Source organism: Clostridium sp. AN503, assembly GCF_040719375.1.
In the GTDB taxonomy this organism is placed as follows: domain Bacteria; phylum Bacillota; class Clostridia; order Lachnospirales; family Lachnospiraceae; genus Brotaphodocola.
This window is the reverse complement of sequence record NZ_JBFDTP010000002.1, coordinates 1,240,329-1,259,476: the sequence shown is the minus strand read 5'-3', so window position 1 is coordinate 1,259,476 and position 19,148 is coordinate 1,240,329. Positions and strand designations below refer to the sequence as shown.

The following is a 19,148-nucleotide window of genomic DNA, read 5'->3' as shown; positions in this document are numbered from 1 at the left end:
GTCACCAGACCATACTTATCCGGGTCCTTAGCTGAGCAGCGCCGGCAGCCCCAGGCTGATCACAGGGATAAATGTGATCAGCAGCAGCGTAACGATCATGCACAGGTAAAATGGCAGGGTTGCTTTTACAACCTTCTCCATAGGTACCTTTGCAACTGCGGAGCCGATAAACAGTACTGCTCCAACCGGAGGAGTCAGAAGGCCGATACCGCAGTTTAACACTACCATGATACCAAACTGGATCGGATCGATCCCGATGGAGGTTGCGATCGGAAGCAGGATCGGCGTTGCGATCAGGATGATCGGAGCCATATCCATGATGCAGCCCAGAACCAGAAGGATCAGGTTCAGAAGCAGTGCCAGGATGATCGGATTGTTGGTCAGTCCAGTGATCGCATTGGCTGCCAGATCCGGCACATGCAGACGTGTCAGGCAGTATCCGAAGATGCTGGAGGTCGCGATCAGGATCAATACGATGGATAAGGTGTCCACGCAGTCGCTTAAGACTCTCCACACGCCCTTCCAGTCAAGTCCCCGGTAAATAAATACGCTTACAAGCAGGCTGTAGATAACTGCCACTGCCGCAGACTCCGTAGCCGTGAACATGCCGCCGACTACGCCGAATACTACGATCAGTACAGCAGCCAAAGCCCAGAAGGAAACGCTCAGCTGCTTGATCAGATTCTTGATGCTGAACTTTTCACCCTTCGGGTAATTCCGCTTTACGGAGATAATGTAGGAACCGATCATAAGGGTAGCTCAAGCAGCGCGCCCGGCACATATCCAGCCAGGAACAGGCTTCCTACAGAAATACCGCCTGCGGTTGTCGCATAGATAACCATGTTATGGCTCGGCGGAACCAGCAGACCCTCACAGGAGGAGGTGATGGTTACAGCCGTAGAAAAGTCTGCGTCATACCCCTGGTCCACCATCATCGGGATCAGGATGGAGCCGAGGGATGCGGTATCTGCAGATGCAGAACCGGAAATGCCGCCGAAGAAGTAAGAAGCAACGATGTTAACCATCGCCATACCGCCGCGCATCCAGCCTACACAGGCATTCGCCAGGGCGATCAGCTTCTCTGAAATACCGCCGGAGCCCATCAGGCATCCCATGGTAATAAAGAACGGAACTGCCATCAGGCTGAAAGAGCTGATACCTTTTACCATCTGCTGGCAGATGGTGGTCAGCGGGAGTCCCTGGGTCATCAAACACAGTACGGAGGACAGTGCCACCGCATATGCGATCGGGAACCGCAGGAAAACCATGATGAAAAAGCTGGCAAGTAATACTACAATCGCTAATGTCTCTCCACTCATGCCTCTGTTCCCTCCTTTACAAAGATTCCCTTAATATGGTTGTATAATGCCTCAAGTTCAAAGATCAGCATTGCCACGCCTGCCAGCGGGACCGGGAAATACATCCAGAACCTGGACACGTTCGGCATACTGACATAAGAGCCTTTTGAACCGATACCGGAGGCATACTGCCAGCCCACGGTAATCATAATAACAGACAGGATCAGCACTGCAAAATCTGCAATGATGTCCAGAGCTTTCACAAGATTTTTCGGTAAATACGGATCCAGAGCAGTCATACGGATATGAGCGCCTCTGCGGATCGCAAGCGCGGCAGAAAGCACCGCCATATAGGACATACAGGTCAGGACCACTTCCTCACTCCATGCCGGGTCCGGTATGAACGGAATGTAACGCCCTGCAACGGACATACAGGTGATCGCAATATCGACAACCAGAAGCACTTTACAGATAAACATAACGAATTTATATGTCATATCATATGCTGGCTTGATTTTGTCAATCTTTTCAAAAATTGCTGGCATACTTTTATCCCCTTTCAAAAAACCGGGCACAGAAGCGAATTGTGACCTCTGTGCCCTTTAGCCTCTTTCCCAAAAGACTTATCAACGTGAAACGTTACTGCATTTTAAGTAAGATTTATTTCAGATCCAGGATCTGCTGATACAGCTCTTTGTTGTTGGCAGTAGAGGACTCGATGATGTCCTTACAAGCTTCCTGCCACGGAGCGATGTCGGTAACCTCAACAACGTTGCAGCCCTCTGCCTTCAGCTCTTCAAGAACCTTGTTCTCAGCTTCCTCAGAGATCTTCTTGTTGTACTCAGAAGCGTACTTACCAGCTTCCATCAGGATGTTCTGCTGCTCTTCGGTCAGTTTGTCCCAGGCCTCGTCGGTGATGATAACCTGGATTGCGCCAAGGGTATGGCCGTCCAGGATCAGGTTGTTGGCAACCTCTGGGAATGCGTTGGACTTGTAGTTTGCGATCGGCTGCTCAGCGCCGTCAACAACGCCGGTCTGCAGTGCAGAGTACAGCTCGTTGAAGGATACTACGGTCGGGCTTGCGCCAAGACCTTCTACCATGCCGTTCATGATCGGGTCGTTGGACACACGAAGCTTCATGCCCTTTAAGTCCTCAAGGCTCTTAACTTCTTTTACGGTAAAGAAGTGACGGAAACCTTCCTCGCCATAGAACAGGCCTCTTACGCCAGCGCCGTTCTCGTGCGGCTCCATAAGGAACTCAGACGCCAGATCGCTCTCAGCGAAGTTCCAGAAATGCTGACGGTTTACAAATGTATACGGTACGGACAGCAGAGAGGACTTCTCACCGCCGTAGCTGGTCAGTGCAAATGCGGAGATACGGGACATATCGATGGTGCCGCCGCCGCCCAGCATGGTATCCAGAACATCGTTCTCAGAACCAAGCACGCCGCTTGCCTGTAAGTCAATCTTGATCTTGCCGCCGGACAGCTCCTCTACCTTCTCTTTAAAAGCGGTATCAGTCTGGCCAACGATGGTGTCTAACGGGTTAACCTCTGCCATAACCAGGGTAACCTCTGCTTCTGCGGACTCAGCCGGAGCTGCTGCCTCTGCGGTGGTCTCACCCTCTTTTGCTGCCTCGGTCTTAGCTGCCTCGGTTGCTGCTGCGGTGGTTGTCTCCGGGGTCTTTAAACCACATCCCGCAAGAGAACCTGCTACCATTGCTGCGCACAGCGCTGCGCTTACAAATCTTTTTTTCATGTTGCTGTTCCTCCTCTAATACATATTTGGATTTCATTTCAACGTATCTTTACGTTATCTTTATTATAAATTAACGCTTTCCAAATGGAAATGGTAATTTTTTGTTAATCATAGTACAATTTTAACCTGTTCACTATTTTTTCTTTATGCACTTCACACAATATGACAATTTTTTCTCATTTAATTTATGCATTATAATGACGGAGGCATTTTCTGAAATATCTCCTGCCGGTATTCCGTGGGGCTCTGGCCTGTGATCCTTTTAAAAACCTTCGCAAAGTAATTGGCATCACCATACCCCACCGCCTTTCCCACTTCTTTTACGTTGACCGTGGGCTGTTCCAGCATCTTTTTCGCCTCATTAACCCTGTACTCCGTAAGGTAGGAAGTGAAATTCTGTCCGAAGCACTGTTTGAACAGCTTGCAGAAATACGCCTCCGAATAATTCATGATCCGGGCCACATCCTGCATGGAGAATTCGTGCATATAATGCTCCCGGATATAGCCGGATATCATACTCATCACCCTGGAGAGCCGCGCCGCTTCCACCTCGGCGTGTTCATCCTCATAGAGCGCTTCCGCTGACGGATCAGATTTCGCCGCAGCCGCTTCCAAAACGGCAGATCCCGCTGACGGATCAGCTAAAGTCATGCGCTCCTCCGTCAGGCGCATGGCTTCTTCTAATACCAGCATCAGCTCTTTTTCCTCATATGGCTTCAAAAGATAGTCCAAAGCCCGGACCGTGATCGCTTTTTTTGCATAAGAAAACTCATCAAATGCAGTCAGAAAGATAATGCAGCAGTCCCGGTCCGTCTCCCGTATCTTTTCTGCAGCACCGATCCCATTGATCCCCGGCATCTCAATGTCCAGGATCGCGATCTGTATCTTCTCCTCCTGATGGATGCGGACCGCCTCACGTCCGTTCTCCGCCTGGAAGATCTCACACTGATCCCCCAGCCGGGCCTTTAATGTCTTATAGAGTACCTTCCGTTCGATCATCTCATCGTCTGCGATCAGCAGTCTGTATTTTCTGTCTTCACTCATTCTTTCCGTACCCTTCTGTCTCTAATCTCAGTTTCAGCTTCCTTCTGTATCCTCCCCGGGCGGCTCCTCCTGGGGGATCACCATCTGGACCACAGTTCCGCAGCCCGCGCGGCTGTATATCCGCATATCCCCGTGTTCATAAAGGATGTGGATGCGCTTGTAGATATTGCCCAGGCCAATGCCGACCCGAGAGGTCTTCCTGCCCTTAAGCGCCTCCTCCAGCTGCCTGCACTGCTCTTTCGTCATGCCCAGGCCGGTATCTGCCACCGAGATGGTGACAAACTCCTCCGTCTGCCAGATCCGAAGATGCAGGCGTCCTCCCGATTCCTTTTTTGACAGTCCATGGATGACCGCATTTTCCACCACCGGCTGAAGCGTAAAGGCCGGAATGATCACCTTTCCGGCGTCCACCTCGATACTGCTGTCATACCGGATCCGGCCGCCGAACCGCATCTGCTGGATATAGACATAGTCCTGGACCACCTTGAGCTCCTGCTCAAGCGGCACAAACTGCTCTGAGGTCTTTAGATTGTACCGGAAGAGATTGCCCATACTGAAGATCATCTTCTCGGTAGTGGATGCATCCTCCAGCTTGGCCATGCAGCCGATCATATTCAGCGTATTAAACAAAAAATGGGGATTGATCTGGCTTTTTAAAAGATCCAGCCGGGCGGTATCCAGCTGTTTCTCCATCTCTACCCGCTCCATCTCCTCCTTATGTAACAGCTCCGCCATCTCGTTGTTCTTCTTCAGAGTATTGATATACCCCTCAGTGGCATGCTTCATCTTGTTGAAGGCGCTGACCAGCTCGCCCATCTCATCTTTATTGGGGACCGTCAGATCCTCGCCGCTGAAATCGTTGCGCGCGATCTTCCTGGAACAGTGGGCGAGCCGCAGGATGGGCTGGATCAGGGTCCCTGACAAAAGCCGGGTCAGACAGATCGCCACGACCATCATCACCACGGAAAACAGAAGGATCAGGTAAGGCATGTTATAAAAGACCGGCACCCGTTTCTGGTAGTTCTCGTTGCCTTCCTTCAACGTCACCTGCACCAGTCTGCGGGAATAATCCTGGATATATCCCTGCATCCCGTAAACCTTATAAAGCCTGCTGATAAATCCCTCGCTCCGGGTATCCATATTCAGGATATCCTCCCGTGACGCGCTGTAGTTCTCATATCCGTTTTTCACGTTCCACGTCCGGGCGTAGCGTTCCTCCCCGATCCGGTCATAATCAAACGGCAGGGAGCGGATACATCGCTCCGAACGGACGCAGGCCAGCACATACTCCTCACGGTTCTCCACCGTGCGCTCCCTGACATAACGTTCAAATGCCTTGACCTCCAGTTCCATAGCTTCCTGGAAATCATGGCACCTGGAATTGTCATCCAGGATCTCATTAAAGCCGCCCAGGGCAAAATCCATCACATGTACATTGAACACAACAGAAAGAGCCATGATCAAAATGACCATAGCTGTGTAAAAACCTAATTTCTGTTTCATTGTGATAGAAAGCCACAGGTTTCTGATATACTGGTACATAAGGCTTCTCCGGGATTCTGGCGTTCAACAGTTCCTGTTTTTCATAAGTATATCACAAAATCCCGGATTTGACGATGCCCGAAATAAAGCTGCCGCAAGGGCCGGAAAGGAAGCCTCGTCACGAGACGCCCTTCACCTCCCACCGGTACGTTTCCCATGCCTGATACAGATTCATGGACGCTGTTTCCTTGTCAGCACCGGCCTGAAGGTACGCTGCCTCCCCCTCTAAAAATTCCGCCCGGGTCAGCATCCCCTCCTGGTTTCTGCGAAGCAAGGACTGGTAGATCATGGAAGCACTCTCAAAAGAATCCAGCGCCGCCTCATAGGAAAGCATGGAGGACTGGATCTCCTGCCAGGCCGCCTGGATAGAGGCTCTGGCATTCCCTTCGGCCTCCGCCTCTGTCCCCGCCTTGCGCGCCTGTTCCGTATAGGTACCGGCGTTTGCATGGCGGGCGTTCTGCACCGTTTTGTTATTATTGACTGCCGTTTCCCTGTCCGACTCAAAATCAATGGCGCCGATCGCTTCCAGATCCGGTTCCGGGATCTTCCCGACTGTCACCTGTCCGCTGTCCTCTATCCCCAGCGTGGACAAAAGGTCAAATCTCGCCTGCGTCTCCTGCTGACGGTAAGCTTCCAGCAGATTCCGCTCCCTGGCCAGGCTGTCGGAAGCTTCCAGGACCTCAGACGCGGTCGCCATACCGGAGGCCTGGCTGTTAACCGCCGCCTCATAAGCGGCTTTGGCCGCCTCGACCGCCTTTTCCTTCACATCCACATTGAGCGCCATCTGGTTGTAGGTATTCATCAGGGTCTGAGCCGTGATCGTGTAGGAATCGACGATTTTTTCCACCGATATGGTCCCGGACTTCCGGTACTGCGCCGACAGCCTGCGGTTGATCTGGCTGATGGAATTGTTAAGGATTGCTGCGTTTGACTTGTAGGAACCCTCTGCATCCGCATCATCCTCGTATTTTTCTGCCAGGAACTTCATATAGTCCCGCTCCTCCTCCAGGCTTTTCAACAGGCTCTGATAATTTTCAATGGTCGTGTTGTAGTTCTCCGTCTCCGATTGTAAATCCTGATTATTCATTACCAGCTGGCTTAGATTCCCATATTCAATCACCACAGCTTCTTCACCGATCGCCGCTTCTTCACCGGCAAATGCCGGGATATTCCAGCCGGTTGTTGTTGCCGCCGCTGCCGATACACAGATCGCCGCCGCTGCCAATTTTCCTGCCAATTTTCTCCTGTCCATAAAACCTCCTGCTGGATCAAAATGTCCTAAAAGTATCGTCCCACCGTCAGGAAACAGCAGCCAGGCCGCCTACAGCCCAGTCATAATCCACCAATGCCTGAAGCAGATCCAGCTTCCGGGTGCGCACGGTCACTTCCGCCGTCAGGCAGACGGACTGCTGATTCTGGTAGGAAGTCCTGGTTATGGTGCCGGCCTGCAGTTTATTTTCAGCAGAAGCCATGTTCGTCTGCTCCAGTTCAAGCGCCTTTATCGCCTGCTCATAATTGGAGCGGGCCAGGATCAGGCTGGAATATGCCGCCTTTACATTGGTAGAAATGGCTTCCCTCTGGTTTTTCTCAGTCTGGGTAAGTTTTTCCTTCACTGTAGAGGTTCTTGCATTGGCAAGCTGTTTTTTCGTGATCCTGTAAGTGTAGTTATTCTCCACTGCCGCCTGGATATCCGCATCGATGTCCGTCGCAGCGATCCGGTCCATATCTGGTTCCGGCAGTTCTCCGATCTCCACATCGGAACCGTAAGTCCAGCCCAGCATCAGGCACAGGCTTTCCTTTGTCTTTTCCAGGCTGCTCTCACCCGACAGGATGGAGGCCTCCGCCGTGGAGACCGCCTCCTTCGCACTCAGCACTTTAGCCTGGGTGGACATGCCGGCTGCCAATCTGTTCTGTTCCGACTGATAGGATGCCTCCGCCTGCGCCTTCTTCTCCCGCTGGCTGTCCAGGCTGTAGTACTGATTCCAGTAAGTGATCATCAGTCCCTGGGCCTGTTTGACAAGAGCCGCCTCTGTCTTATCGTATCCCAGCTTTTTGGTCTCGCTGTCATCCGTGCTCTCATCCCCCTGCTTCATCAGCGCTTCCGCCTGCTGTTCATTCTGGAGCGCCGCCGCCATCTGGCTGCCGTAGTTTGCGTCGTCAGAATCCGGGTACGTGATATTATCATAGATCTCATTGGCACGGTCGTAGTAATCCTGCGCCACATCATCCCGGTCGTCATCCTTCTCCTCTTTATAAGCGATCTGGTTCTGGATCACTGTATTGTTGTATTCATGCACCAGGTCTGCGATCTCGTCATACTCCAGCTTATCATCCCGCAGCGCCGCCCATTTTTCAGCCGTGTAGGCAAACTCCGGGCTTCCCGCATAGGCCTGCATGGGCTGCAGGATCAGAAACATGGCTGCAGATGCCGCGCCTGTTATACCCCATCTTTTCATCTAATACTTCCTTTCCTGTCAAATATCCAAGACTGTCCTCTCCCTCCTGCCGTTCATCAGTGCATAATAAACCGGCAGGATAAGCAGTGCCACCAGCACACCGGCAGTCAGGCCGCCGATATTTACCACCGCAAGTCCCTGGGTGGTGGAGCCGCTGTCCCCGAATGCCAGGGCCATAGGGATCATGGAAAGGATGGTCGTCAAGCTGGTCATCAGGATCGGGCGCAGACGGGTGGCCCCCGCTTCGATCAATGCCGTTTCCAGCGGCATTTCCGCCCGGTACTGGTTCACCGTGTCCACATACAGGATGCCATTGTTCACGACCGTTCCGATCAGGATCAAGAATCCCAGGACGGAGGTCATACTGATGGTAACGCCTGTCACTTTCAAAAGCCCAAAAGAACCCACCAGGGAAAACGGAATCGTGGTCATCACCATAAAAGCAAACTTCGGTGATTCAAACTGGGACGACAGAACCACAAACACCAGGAACAGCGCGACTGCTATGGCGCTGTAAAGCCCCGAAAACTCGCTCTGCATCATCCGGTCCCTGGAATTGGTGCCGCGGGTGATGGTCCCTGTCAGGTTGGGGTTCACCACCTCGCTGTCCAGGGCCTCCTTCACATTCCCGCCCGCATAATCTGCCGTGATCGTGACCTGATACGCTTTGTCTGACTTGGATATGGAGGATGGGCTGTCACGGTAATAGATCTCCGCCACGTCCTCCAGCGCCACATAGCCGCCGGACGGTTTTGAAAGGATCATCTGCTGGACCTGCGGCACGGTCCGGTACTCTTCCTCCGGATACTCAGCCTTCACACTGACCTCCTGCCCGTCAATATCCAGCGTCGCCACTTTTTCTCCATCCAGGTACTGTTTCACCTGGGTCCCGATCTGGGCTGCCGTCAGCCCTTCCGTGGAGGCTGACACCGGGTCCACCTTAACCGCCACCACCGGAGCCGTATTTTCAATACTGGAATGGACGTTTATCACATCGTCCCGCGCGATCAGTTCCTGGACGATCCGGCTGCTGACCTCCTGCACCTCACTGTACTGCGTTCCCTCGATGATGGCCTCATAGCCGCGGCTGCGTCCCATAAAGCTCATGGATGTGGAAGCGCTCACCTCAATCGTGCAGTTGTCGATGTCCAGCATTTCCTTCTCCCACTGCTCCACGATCTCATCCGTCCCCATCTTCCGGTCATCCTTTAAATAGGCGGTGATCGACCCGCTGTCACTGTTATAACGGAGCATATAGGATTCCACATCCTCATGGGACGCCACGATCTGCTCCGCTTTCTCAAGCATCTCATCCGCCTGGTCCGACAAAAGTCCCGGCCTGGTCTCGATACTGACCGAAATCGTACCGGTGTCATCCGCCGTCATAAGCTCGGTCTCCATACCGTTTGCAAGAATGAGGGTCGCTGCGATGATCCCCACGGAAGCTGCCATAACAAGGACCTTGTGGTGCAGAAGCTTTGGCATCATCCTGCGGTACGCGTTCTGCAGATGGACGATCGGCCTGGACATGGGCGCCTGATCCCGCTCCTGGGGCTTATACATCATATAAGACAGAGGGACCACCGAGATGGCCGACAACAGGGACGCGCACATACAGAATACGATCGTATAGCCCATGGCCCCAAACATCTGCCCGGTCATCCCATTTAAAAATACCAGCGGTATGAACACCACGCAGGTGGTGACCGTGGAACCAATAATAGACTGGATCACGACATTGGTCCCATCTAAAGCCGCTCTGGCATAGCCCAGGATTCCCTTGTCCCGTTCCGCCTCGGTCGCACGGAAGCAGCTTTCCAGCACTACGATGGAGTTATCCACCATCATCCCGACGCCCAGGACCAGCCCGCTCATGGTGATGATATTCAGTGTAAATCCGGCCTGCGTCATGACGATCAGGCTCATAAGGATCGAGGTCGGAATCGAGCTTCCGACGATCAGGGACGCCTTATAGTCCCCAAAGAAGACAAATATGATGATCATGGAAATGACAACCGCAAGGACCATGGTCACCGCCACATCCTTAAGGGAGCTCATGATCGTGTCCGCCTCATCCCTCGCCACCTGGATCTGCAAATCCGCGTCATCGGCCTGCAGGCTGGAGATTGCCTTGTTTACCTGATTGGAAAGATCCATCGCCGTACTGCTCTGCTGCTTTGTAATAGAGATGGAGATGGTATCTTCCCCGTTGTAGCGCGACACGCCGCCCTGTTGTTCCTCCGCCGTATAGACAGTGGCAATATCCTCCAAATAGACGAACTTACCCTTGCCAGTCGTGATCGGAACTCTCAAAAGATCGTCCAGAGTATCATTTTCCATCATGGTGGAAACAGACAGCTCCAGATTCCCGGACACCGCGCTTCCGGAAGGATAGGTCAGGTTTGCGGCACTCATGGCAGATGAGATATCGCTCATGGTAACATGATACTGCTTCATCAGTTCCGAGTTCAGTTCAACCCTTATGTATTCCGAAGAACCGCCCCGCATCTCCACTTCTGCCACCGTGCTGAGCCGTTCAAGCTCCGGCACGATCGTCTGGTCCACATAATCGTACAGGTTCTCCTGGGATGCATTGGCAATGGACAGCATGATGCTGGCCTGGGCATTGTTGTTCATCTGCATGATCCGGGGTTCCACATCGTCCGGCAGATCCCGGATACTGTCCAGGCTCTTGCTCAGTTCATCATATGCCTCATCGATATCCGTATCATAATCATATTCCAGCATGACCATGGTGCGTCCCTCGCTGGTGGACGAGGTCATGCTCTCCACTCCTTCCAGAGTGCTGACCTGGTCCTCGATGGGTTTTGTCACCAGTTCATCCATATCCTCCGGACCGGCGCCGGAATAGCTGGCCGATATGATCAGCATCGGCTGGTCCGTGTCGGGCATCTGTTCCAGCTTCGCGTTAAATACCGAGGAAATGCCGAACACGATCAGGCAGAGCAGCGCCATAACGACCGTAACCGGACGCTTTAATACAAATCTGGTTATTCCCATCGCTTATGCCCCCTCACCGTCCTGCAGTCGGATGACCGCTCCCTCATACAGATTGGAGCTCCAGGTGCTCACAACCACATCGTCCCTGGAAAGCCCTGAAAGGATCTCCGCGGATTCAGAATCATAGAGGCCCACCTCCACCTGCGCCATCTTTGCCACGCCGTCCTGGTACAGATAGACATAGGCGTTGCTGTTGCTGTAATAAATGGCATCCACCGGGACCAGCATGGCGTTCTCTGCCCGCTCCGTCACCAGATTGATCTTTACGGTGCTGCCGATGGCGATCTCATCTGTATTTTCCATCTCTGCCTTTACCTTGAACAGGCCGCTCTCGGAGTCCACCATGCTGCTGATCTCACTGATATGGCCCTCATAAGCCGAGCCGTTCTTGATGATCTCCAGAGCATCTCCTTCGTTTAAGTTCTTTAACATTCTCTGGGTCACATAGAACGTGATCCGGCTTCCTCCCTCGCCTGCGATCACACAGAGCTGCCCGGACTGGGACACACGGTCATAAACCTCCACATCACAGCTCTCGATCCGGCCTGCTATGGGCGCTGTGACCGTACTGTATTCCACCTGCTTCTCATAGGCAAGCTTTGCAGACTCGTACTGGAGCTGGGCCGATCTAACCGCGTTCGTGTACTGCTCATATTCCTGTTCCGAGATATCCCCGCCGCTGTAAAGGATCTGCATCCTGCTCAAATTGCTCTTTGCCTCCGACAGATTGACAGACGCCGATTCCATGGAATTCTTCGCAGAATCCACCTGCTCTGTATCGATCTCACAGAGCACCTGGCCCTGGGCCACCACATCCCCCGCCTTCACATTCACCGACGTGACGTCGCCGGAAGCCTTTGCATAGACGTAAACCACGTCTGCAGCCTCAACCGTTCCGGTTAAACTGGTTGACAGATTTAAGTCTCCGGTTACAGGCTCCGAGGCCTTTACCACGGTAGCTGCCACTGCCGTCTGCATGCCGCCCGGGCCGCCCATTCCGCCCGGGCCGCCGCTGCCTCCAAAGCTTTCCAAACTGCCTTTGCTTCCTCCCAGGAAAACCGCCGCACCTGCCGCAACGACTGCACAGACAGCGGCTCCCGCTATGATCTTCTTTTTCCTTTCCATGATGCGCTCCTTTTACTATGTTTTTCTTTCATGATCAAGATCAGTATGATAATGCCTGCTGCAAGCAGGGTCCCCCCGGCGATATACGCCATATGCAGAAACTCCGCAACAGTTTCGTTCCACGTTCCGGCTTTTCCCAGGAACGAGGTTCCAGCTAACAGCCAGATTCCCGGGTGGTACAGACATTCAAACACCCGGAAATACTCCGACGTTTCCACCGCGGGCTGCAGACAGGCCAAAGCCAGAAATACCGCAGCGCCTCCGGGGATCAGGAAGATAAGCGCCCTGGTAAGCGCCGCCGGATATTCCGATATCAGGGTTTGAGCCATTTTAGAAGCTGCAACCGCCAGGATGCAGACCAGCCCATAAAACGCAGCCGCGTTCCGGCACCTTCCGCATGTATGCTCCTGCCCACCCGCGGAATGCAGCCGTTTTCTTCTCATCGTAAACCACTCCATTCGAAAGCCCCCTTCCTGATATTTTGACTGATACTTACTTTATTGGAAAAATGTGAGAGATTTGTGAGGATTTACGCAGATTTCTGTGAGAGTTGTTTTCGAATTTTTTCAAACGTGCTATACTGGCTTTATAGAATCTGACTGGCAAAAAAGGAGGATATCCAGCATGCCGCGTTTACTTATCACCGATGATGATCTGCATCTGCGAAAACTGGTGCGCACCTATGCAGACCTGGAGGGCTATCAGTGTGAGGAGGCAGGAGACGGTCCCGCCGCGCTCGCCGCCCTGCAGAAGAACGACTTTGATCTGGTGGTCCTGGATGTGATGATGCCCGGGCCCGACGGTTTTGAAACTCTTGCAGAGATCAGGAAAACAAGCAGCGTCCCCGTCATCATGCTGACTGCAAGAAATGAAGAATACGACAAGCTTTTAGGCTTTAACCTCGGGATCGATGATTATGTGTCAAAACCGTTCAGTCCAAAAGAGCTGATGGCACGGATCGGAGCAGTACTGCGCCGCAGCAGTCTGAAACAGGAACGCCGCCCCATAGAGTCCCTGGTATTCGGAGAACTGTGCATCATTCCCGATTCCCGGACCGTCACCCTGAGCCAAAAACGTCTGAACCTTCCGCCCAAGGAATTTGACCTTCTATTAAAGCTGGCGCAGAATGAACGGATCGTGCTGAGCCGGGAAAAGCTTTTGGAGACCGTATGGGGTTACAACTATTATGGAGATGTCCGCACGGTGGACACCCATGTCAAATCCCTCCGGGAGCATTTGGGAGAATACCGGAAACTGATACAGACCGTCTGGGGAGTGGGGTATAAACTTGAATACATGGATGAAACGTAAGCTTTCCGCCTTAAAAAGCCGGATGGTATTCCGGCTCTGGGCGATCATGATGGTGCTTGTAATGTTTGGCATCGGATTTATGTGGTTTGTGCAGATTTTTCTATTTGAACAGAACTACGCAGACGCCTCCCTGAAAGAAGCGCTGGACCGGCTGGCCCCGGTCATGGAAGACTTGGTCACGGAGGATATCGGAAACGATGACCGTCTTCTCGGTTATATCAGCCACATGAATGGGGAACTGTACCTGCTCGGCGAGGATGGGAAGATGATCCAGATGTACTCCTCCGGTCATCTGGTGAATCAGAGGGACAACCGTGAGGAGCAGTTTATCTGGGATTCCGTGCGGAAAAAACCGGAATTTCAAAATCTGTTAAATGGTGTGCCCTACCGCTATATCGAGCGGCACCGAAACCGCATTATCGGCTTTGAGCTGGGATTCCCGGTCACCTACAGCGGACAACGGTGCTATATGATCATGCGCAATATCCTGATGACCCGGACCGTGCTGGACCTAAACAGGCGTCAGCTCACATTTTTAAGCATCCTGCTCACCGCCACCGCTGCGGTCCTGGCCGGGGTGCTGTCCCGTCAGTTTACACGGCCCATCTATGAGATCAAGGATTCGGTGGATAAACTGACCCGGAATGATTTTTCCATCGCCCCTGAACTGGACCGGGATGACGAGCTTGGGCAGCTGTCCCATTCCGTAACAGAGCTGGGCCAGGCGCTTCAGCGGGTGGATGTGCTGCGCAAGGAGGTCATCGCCAATGTCTCCCACGAGCTGCGCTCTCCGCTCTCCCTGATCACCGGCTACGCGGAAATGGTGCGCGACATCACATGGCATGACGATATACAACGCAATGAAAATCTGAACCTGATCATCAGCGAGTCCAACCGCATGAGCGAGATGGTGAGCGATATCCTGGACTACTCCCAGTTCCAGGCCGGTTACATCCAGCTCAAGAAAAGCTGGTACAACCTTTATGATATCCTGGAATCAGAGATCGCACACTGCCGTCAGGAAGCAGCGGAACACGGCATCCGTCTGGAACTGTTAAGCCCTTCCTCGGACATCCAGCTGACCCTTGACGCCATTAAGATCAGTCAGGTAGTCAGAAACCTGTTAAACAACGCCATCAATCATACTGCCGAGGGCGGGGAGATCCTGGTCCGGATCACGGAAACACCCGATGGCTTCCGCGTATCGGTAGCCAATCCAGGACCTCCCATCCCGGAAAAAGACCGGGAACTGATCTGGGAGCGTTATCGGCGCAGCCAGCATCAGAGCGGGCGGCGCTCCGGCACCGGGATCGGCCTTTCCATTGTCAGCACGATCCTGCAGGCACACGGAATGGACTATGGCGTGGATTCTGCGGATGGGTGGAACCTGTTCTGGTTTGAATGCCCTGCCTCAGACTGTTAGCAGACCGTTCCTTCATCGCGCTGCAGTATATGGTAGTAAGGACAGATGGCTTCATAATGCCCGTCCTTCATGCGAAACCCGCCCGGAATCGTCCCGAGCTGCACAAAGCCAAGCCTCTCATACAGATGCCTTGCATGAATATTGCTTTCTACCACCGCATTGAACTGGAGCACGCCAAACCCGTGCTCCTTTCCCTGCTCCAGACAATCCTTCACAAGCAGTTCCCCGATATGGCGTCCGCGGCTCTCTGAGCTGACCGCATAACTGGCATTGCAGATGTGTCCGCACCGCCCCACATTGTTGGGATGCAGGATGTACAGCCCGTGAATCTTTCCAGTTTCGGAATCTTCCGCAACGCCGCAATAACTCTGGCCTGCAAAAAATTCCCTGCCGGTCTTTTCATCCAGGCATTCCTCCTGCGGAAAGGCGATCCCCTCCTCCACCACCTCATTCCAGATGCAGATCATGGCGGGCAGATCGGTTTCTCTGTATTCTCTAATGGTGATTTTCATAAGGATGTCCTCCAGTTGTTTGTATTTATAATTTTTCAACATTATTTTACGCTTCAAATCCCATGATGTCAAAAAGATTTGTTATTTCATCTGTTGAATGATATAATCGACTTGATTCATAGGGGGAATGCCAAACAGTGCGCAACCGGAAGTTGCGTAATAGCTGGTTGCCGCAACTGTTCATTTTTGATAAAGTGGAGACATCATTATGGAAAGAGAGGAATTTATCATATTATGTTAGTCTGGGATGGTATTATCACAGTGATCAACCTGGCTCTGCTTCTCCTTTATATCTGCCTGATTGTCCTTATGATACGGGCGCTTTTAAAATACCTCCGGTCGAAAAACGAAAAAGGTGACGCTTCCGCACCTCAAAAATCTTTAGGAGAAACTCTGAAGGCACATCGAACCAGATGCAGTATGACACAGGAATTTGTAGCAGAAGCAATCGGTGTCAGCAGACAGGCTGTATCCAAGTGGGAAATGGGCGCGTCTGTCCCCAGTACCGGCAATCTGCTGGCCCTTGCGAAATTATTTGACATTTCTGTTGATGATCTGTTGAAATTGAAAGGAACTGACAACTGTTGAAAACACTAAAAAAGACTTTACACCTATTGGAAATCATTTTTATGATTCCTATACTGGTCCTGATTTTGCTCTATCTGTTCTCGCCATTCATAAACAACCACACAGCCGCTGATATTGCCAGGGCACTACAAACGCTTCCCCTGCCGGAAAATACAGAATATCTCGATTCTACATCCGCTGCAGCAAAGCTGGTCGGCAACGGAAATGGCATGCAGTATTTTGGGGCTATCCTTATAAAAAGCGAACTGTCTTTAGACGAACTGGATGAATATTATAATAATTTCAGGAAATCTGATTGGGATATTTTCATAGAGGAACAGACCGGATCTGAGGTCGTATTTATCGAACATCGTAAGATTGCTTTCCAGGCGGGCATGCCACCCGAAGGAAACTGCTATATTATATATACCTGGGGAGACGGTATGTTTCCATTTTCAGAGTTTGATCTACGAGGCCACTGAGACAGCTGCTCATATCCTTTGGCGGTCTTATAATTGCGTTCCTTGCCTTTCTCAATAAGAGAAATAGAAAGAAATAAAATTGCCCATCCTGTCTGCAACCAGGATGGGCGGTGTCCATAAGTACATTTAGCACCTGACCGAGAGCGTCCACTTTTGGAGTGGGTGCTTTCTTTTACTGCTTCATTCAAGTATCTTCTTCTGTTCGCTCCCCTACTCCACCGTCTGCGGCGTCCTGGCGGACACGCAGTACACATTCACCTTTTTGTCCATCCGGCTGTTGAAGAAGATCCGGTCGCCGGCATGGCTGTAGATGGGATGCGGATGTGCGTCCTGGCCCAGCCAGTCGCTCTCATGCTTGCAGAGCGGGATCCAGGTCAGCGTCCCGTTCCCCCAGTCCGGCTCCACCTTACAGATGTATTCTGCATCCTTCTTGTGGGGATCCGGGCCGTTGTCCGTGCTGTTTTCGCGGACCTTCTTGACCTCCCAGGGATACTTAAAATACCCGTCGCAGACCAGATTGCCCTTGTGGTCCATGGTGAAATGCCCGTAGGCGTCATAGTCCTCCGGCAGCGCGATCTCCCAATATTTGCCGGTGGAGCACTCATATTTGCCCACCATGGCGGGGCCGTTTTCGTATCCGCCGTGATAGATGACGGAGGTTCCGTCGTCGCTCCACATCTCATGGCAGACCCAGTCGCCCGCTTTTCTCGCATATCCCGCAGGGTTCCCCAGGGTATCATCTCCCTCGGTCCTGATCCGAGTGATCGTATCCGCGGCGTGGTCGTAGAGCCAGATCCGGCGGATGCCGCAGTCAAAGCTGGACCACTCGTGGTTATACATGATCTGTTCCGGGTTGCGGGGGTTAAACTGAACATGGGTGATCCAGCATTTGGGGACCTGTTTTTCATAGAGCAGGCCGCCTCCAGCCGTATCGTACACGCACAGATAGCTGCTCAAATCCTCTTCCTGCACCCGCCCGTCGATATCGTATACAGGGCGCTTATCCAGACCGCACCCCTCTGTCTCCGGATCAAAATCCAGGCATCTCCCGTCCGTCATCGGCACGCAAAGCTGTTTTCCATCGGCGCTCACATGGGTAAACGCTGTCATCCTGCCGTCCGGCACCCTGCCAAGTATTGTGATGGTTCCATCCAGGTCCACTTTGCAGATTTCGTCATCCTGAATATAATAGATGGCCTCCCGCTCGCAATCCAGGCAGACACTGGCTTTTCCCAGCCCTTCGTTAAAGGTCCCGTCAAAATACACATAGCTTTTTAAGATTCCCTTTGTATTTTTCGTCAGCGTCTTCTCTGTTCCGGTGAACATATCACGCACCACCACATTGGGGCTGCCGCCCTGATCACTTATCATAAAAATCCGCTCGTCACTGGCCCCCAGTGAGGAGCAGGTAAAATAAAGAAGCTGCGTATTAAACTCCTGGCGCCCCAGACAGTCACCGACCAGCATACGCCCGTTTTGCCGCTTCTGTCCCATAATTTTTCCTCCTTCTATTCCAAAAACCGTACGGAATTCTTCTCAAACAGGCTCAGATTACTCCGGAACACGATCTGGCTCCCTACCACAAACAATTCCTCCGGCTGCACATCCCGTAAAAGATAATCCGTCAGAAAACGGGTCGCCATATAAGCCTGGGCAAAGGGATTCTTCTGTACCAGGTTCTGAAAAGTCCCCCGCCGCAGAAAATCCTTGCTCTCGTCAAACAAATCGCTCCCCACCGCCATCACCTTCCCGGCGCGCCCTGTTTCCTCCAGGGCCTTCCCCAGCATCAGGGTGGATCTCGAAGAAACGCTGCAGGCCGCCGCAACATCCGGGCGTTTCACATATTCCAGGATACTCTGGTAGGCCTCGTCGCTGACCTGGTTGGAATGCTCCATGTAGATCAGGTTTTCATGTCCATTCTCCTGCATATAAGCTTCAAATCCCTCCACGATCAGGCTATGGGAAGGATATTCCGCTTTCCCTGCACACATAAGGATGCTGCCGCAGGATGGGATCCTTCCAAGCACCAGCTCTGCCATGGTCCGCCCGATACTGTCGTAATCCGCCGCCACACAGCACAGCCTTCCGCTGTCCGGAATATCCGTATCCACCAGCGCAAGGGCAAGCCCCCGTTCCACATAGCCTTTCAGCTGCTCAGGCGTAAACGGGCACCGGTTGCCGTGCACCACCAGCCCGTCCAGCTCGCCGGCATCCAAAAGTCCTGTCACTTCCTCCAGGGAAGGGATCTTTCTGCCCTCCCTGCGGTTTTCTCTCCAGTCCTCCGGATACTCGAACTTCTGCATGGAAATATTAAAGTCATGCAGAGTCTCCTGACATGCATTGATCCCGTTCCACAGCTGCGGATAATAAAACCGGTTGTCCCCTTCCATTTCCGGGAAGCAGACCGCCAGACGCAGCGTTTTCCTTTTTAATGATGCCGCCACAGCATTGGGGTGATAATCCAGTTCCTTTGCCAGCGCACGTATTTTTTCCCGGGTCTTTTCACTGACCCCCGTCTTGTCACTGAGTGCCAGATGCACCGTTCCCAGTGAAACGCCTGCTTTCAATGCAATGTCCTTGATCGTCGCCCTTTTTGCCATAACAAACCT

At 52.5% G+C, this 19,148-nt stretch carries 19 protein-coding genes; 5 read left to right on the top strand and 14 right to left on the bottom strand.

Features of this window, described 5'->3' with window-relative positions; all coding sequences use genetic code 11:
- Positions 1 to 27: 27 nt before the first annotated feature.
- From AB1I67_RS13095 to AB1I67_RS13045, 11 genes are all read right to left on the bottom strand, one after another.
- On the bottom strand, positions 28 to 750 hold the full coding sequence (locus AB1I67_RS13095; protein ID WP_367030312.1) for a TRAP transporter large permease: 723 nt from the start codon (positions 748 to 750) through the stop codon (positions 28 to 30).
- A complete protein-coding gene (locus AB1I67_RS13090) occupies positions 747 to 1,319 on the bottom strand; it encodes a TRAP transporter large permease subunit (protein ID WP_367030311.1) in 573 nt (190 codons plus the stop codon). Before AB1I67_RS13090 ends, AB1I67_RS13095 begins: the two co-directional genes overlap by 4 nt.
- Positions 1,316 to 1,843 (bottom strand): TRAP transporter small permease, encoded by a 528-nt coding sequence (locus tag AB1I67_RS13085; RefSeq protein ID WP_367030310.1) that lies wholly within the window; start codon positions 1,841 to 1,843, stop codon positions 1,316 to 1,318. Before AB1I67_RS13085 ends, AB1I67_RS13090 begins: the two co-directional genes overlap by 4 nt.
- Positions 1,844 to 1,958: 115 nt before the next feature.
- Positions 1,959 to 3,056, bottom strand: a complete 1,098-nt coding sequence (locus AB1I67_RS13080) for a TRAP transporter substrate-binding protein (RefSeq protein WP_367030309.1) — start codon at positions 3,054 to 3,056, stop codon at positions 1,959 to 1,961.
- Between the two features lie 192 nt (positions 3,057 to 3,248).
- Positions 3,249 to 4,100, bottom strand: coding sequence for a response regulator (locus AB1I67_RS13075; RefSeq protein WP_367030308.1), 852 nt, complete (start codon positions 4,098 to 4,100; stop codon positions 3,249 to 3,251).
- Between the two features lie 33 nt (positions 4,101 to 4,133).
- A complete protein-coding gene (locus AB1I67_RS13070; RefSeq protein ID WP_367030307.1) occupies positions 4,134 to 5,642 on the bottom strand; it encodes a sensor histidine kinase in 1,509 nt (502 codons plus the stop codon).
- A gap of 118 nt (positions 5,643 to 5,760) precedes the next feature.
- A complete protein-coding gene (locus AB1I67_RS13065) occupies positions 5,761 to 6,894 on the bottom strand; it encodes a TolC family protein (RefSeq protein ID WP_367030306.1) in 1,134 nt (377 codons plus the stop codon).
- A gap of 46 nt (positions 6,895 to 6,940) precedes the next feature.
- A complete protein-coding gene (locus tag AB1I67_RS13060) occupies positions 6,941 to 8,098 on the bottom strand; it encodes a TolC family protein (protein ID WP_367030305.1) in 1,158 nt (385 codons plus the stop codon).
- 18 nt (positions 8,099 to 8,116) lie between these two features.
- Complete coding sequence (locus AB1I67_RS13055) at positions 8,117 to 11,119, bottom strand: efflux RND transporter permease subunit (RefSeq protein WP_367030304.1); 3,003 nt, start codon at positions 11,117 to 11,119, stop codon at positions 8,117 to 8,119.
- Between the two features lie 3 nt (positions 11,120 to 11,122).
- Positions 11,123 to 12,244, bottom strand: coding sequence for an efflux RND transporter periplasmic adaptor subunit (locus tag AB1I67_RS13050; protein ID WP_367030303.1), 1,122 nt, complete (start codon positions 12,242 to 12,244; stop codon positions 11,123 to 11,125).
- Positions 12,220 to 12,702, bottom strand: coding sequence for a hypothetical protein (locus tag AB1I67_RS13045; protein WP_367030302.1), 483 nt, complete (start codon positions 12,700 to 12,702; stop codon positions 12,220 to 12,222). The genes AB1I67_RS13050 and AB1I67_RS13045 overlap by 25 nt, the downstream gene beginning before the upstream one ends.
- A 166-nt stretch (positions 12,703 to 12,868) precedes the next feature.
- Between AB1I67_RS13045 and AB1I67_RS13040 the strand changes: the two genes are divergently transcribed.
- Both AB1I67_RS13040 and AB1I67_RS13035 read left to right on the top strand, forming a co-directional pair.
- Positions 12,869 to 13,555, top strand: coding sequence for a response regulator transcription factor (locus AB1I67_RS13040; protein WP_367030301.1), 687 nt, complete (start codon positions 12,869 to 12,871; stop codon positions 13,553 to 13,555).
- Positions 13,533 to 14,978 (top strand): HAMP domain-containing sensor histidine kinase, encoded by a 1,446-nt coding sequence (locus AB1I67_RS13035; RefSeq protein WP_367030300.1) that lies wholly within the window; start codon positions 13,533 to 13,535, stop codon positions 14,976 to 14,978. Before AB1I67_RS13040 ends, AB1I67_RS13035 begins: the two co-directional genes overlap by 23 nt.
- Here the strand turns inward: AB1I67_RS13035 and AB1I67_RS13030 are convergent.
- Positions 14,975 to 15,490 carry an N-acetyltransferase gene (locus tag AB1I67_RS13030; protein WP_367030299.1) on the bottom strand — a complete coding sequence of 172 codons (516 nt, stop codon included), beginning with the start codon at positions 15,488 to 15,490 and terminating at the stop codon, positions 14,975 to 14,977. The genes AB1I67_RS13035 and AB1I67_RS13030 overlap by 4 nt on opposite strands.
- Positions 15,491 to 15,724: 234 nt before the next feature.
- On the opposite strand from AB1I67_RS13030, the gene AB1I67_RS13025 reads away from it, so the two are divergent.
- The 3 genes from AB1I67_RS13025 to AB1I67_RS13015 are packed head-to-tail and all read left to right on the top strand — an operon-like array spanning position 15,725 to position 16,616.
- Complete coding sequence (locus tag AB1I67_RS13025) at positions 15,725 to 16,078, top strand: helix-turn-helix transcriptional regulator (RefSeq protein WP_367030298.1); 354 nt, start codon at positions 15,725 to 15,727, stop codon at positions 16,076 to 16,078.
- A gap of 41 nt (positions 16,079 to 16,119) precedes the next feature.
- A complete protein-coding gene (locus AB1I67_RS13020; protein WP_367030297.1) occupies positions 16,120 to 16,539 on the top strand; it encodes a hypothetical protein in 420 nt (139 codons plus the stop codon).
- Positions 16,536 to 16,616 carry a putative holin-like toxin gene (locus AB1I67_RS13015; protein WP_367032617.1) on the top strand — a complete coding sequence of 27 codons (81 nt, stop codon included), beginning with the start codon at positions 16,536 to 16,538 and terminating at the stop codon, positions 16,614 to 16,616. The genes AB1I67_RS13020 and AB1I67_RS13015 overlap by 4 nt, the downstream gene beginning before the upstream one ends.
- Positions 16,617 to 16,749: 133 nt before the next feature.
- Here the strand turns inward: AB1I67_RS13015 and AB1I67_RS13010 are convergent, their stop codons facing one another.
- Together AB1I67_RS13010 and AB1I67_RS13005 are read right to left on the bottom strand one after the other, a co-directional pair.
- Positions 16,750 to 18,033, bottom strand: coding sequence for a hypothetical protein (locus AB1I67_RS13010; RefSeq protein ID WP_367030296.1), 1,284 nt, complete (start codon positions 18,031 to 18,033; stop codon positions 16,750 to 16,752).
- Between the two features lie 14 nt (positions 18,034 to 18,047).
- Positions 18,048 to 19,139, bottom strand: coding sequence for a LacI family DNA-binding transcriptional regulator (locus tag AB1I67_RS13005; RefSeq protein WP_367030295.1), 1,092 nt, complete (start codon positions 19,137 to 19,139; stop codon positions 18,048 to 18,050).
- Positions 19,140 to 19,148 lie beyond the last annotated feature (9 nt).

What these genes read in the sequence shown, in the direction of transcription:
- AB1I67_RS13050 (WP_367030303.1), bottom strand. Translation starts at nt 12,244, where the DNA reads ATGGAAAGGAAAAAGAAGATCATAGCGGGAGCCGCTGTCTGTGCAGTC.
- AB1I67_RS13075 (WP_367030308.1), bottom strand. Translation starts at nt 4,100, where the DNA reads ATGAGTGAAGACAGAAAATACAGACTGCTGATCGCAGACGATGAGATG.
- AB1I67_RS13005 (WP_367030295.1), bottom strand. Translation starts at nt 19,139, where the DNA reads ATGGCAAAAAGGGCGACGATCAAGGACATTGCATTGAAAGCAGGCGTT.
- AB1I67_RS13065 (WP_367030306.1), bottom strand. Translation starts at nt 6,894, where the DNA reads ATGGACAGGAGAAAATTGGCAGGAAAATTGGCAGCGGCGGCGATCTGT.
- AB1I67_RS13095 (WP_367030312.1), bottom strand. Translation starts at nt 750, where the DNA reads ATGATCGGTTCCTACATTATCTCCGTAAAGCGGAATTACCCGAAGGGT.
- AB1I67_RS13080 (WP_367030309.1), bottom strand. Translation starts at nt 3,056, where the DNA reads ATGAAAAAAAGATTTGTAAGCGCAGCGCTGTGCGCAGCAATGGTAGCA.
- AB1I67_RS13055 (WP_367030304.1), bottom strand. Translation starts at nt 11,119, where the DNA reads ATGGGAATAACCAGATTTGTATTAAAGCGTCCGGTTACGGTCGTTATG.
- AB1I67_RS13020 (WP_367030297.1), top strand. Translation starts at nt 16,120, where the DNA reads ATGATTCCTATACTGGTCCTGATTTTGCTCTATCTGTTCTCGCCATTC.
- AB1I67_RS13090 (WP_367030311.1), bottom strand. Translation starts at nt 1,319, where the DNA reads ATGAGTGGAGAGACATTAGCGATTGTAGTATTACTTGCCAGCTTTTTC.
- AB1I67_RS13045 (WP_367030302.1), bottom strand. Translation starts at nt 12,702, where the DNA reads ATGGAGTGGTTTACGATGAGAAGAAAACGGCTGCATTCCGCGGGTGGG.
- AB1I67_RS13070 (WP_367030307.1), bottom strand. Translation starts at nt 5,642, where the DNA reads ATGTACCAGTATATCAGAAACCTGTGGCTTTCTATCACAATGAAACAG.
- AB1I67_RS13030 (WP_367030299.1), bottom strand. Translation starts at nt 15,490, where the DNA reads ATGAAAATCACCATTAGAGAATACAGAGAAACCGATCTGCCCGCCATG.
- AB1I67_RS13025 (WP_367030298.1), top strand. Translation starts at nt 15,725, where the DNA reads ATGTTAGTCTGGGATGGTATTATCACAGTGATCAACCTGGCTCTGCTT.
- AB1I67_RS13060 (WP_367030305.1), bottom strand. Translation starts at nt 8,098, where the DNA reads ATGAAAAGATGGGGTATAACAGGCGCGGCATCTGCAGCCATGTTTCTG.
- AB1I67_RS13085 (WP_367030310.1), bottom strand. Translation starts at nt 1,843, where the DNA reads ATGCCAGCAATTTTTGAAAAGATTGACAAAATCAAGCCAGCATATGAT.
- AB1I67_RS13010 (WP_367030296.1), bottom strand. Translation starts at nt 18,033, where the DNA reads ATGGGACAGAAGCGGCAAAACGGGCGTATGCTGGTCGGTGACTGTCTG.
- AB1I67_RS13040 (WP_367030301.1), top strand. Translation starts at nt 12,869, where the DNA reads ATGCCGCGTTTACTTATCACCGATGATGATCTGCATCTGCGAAAACTG.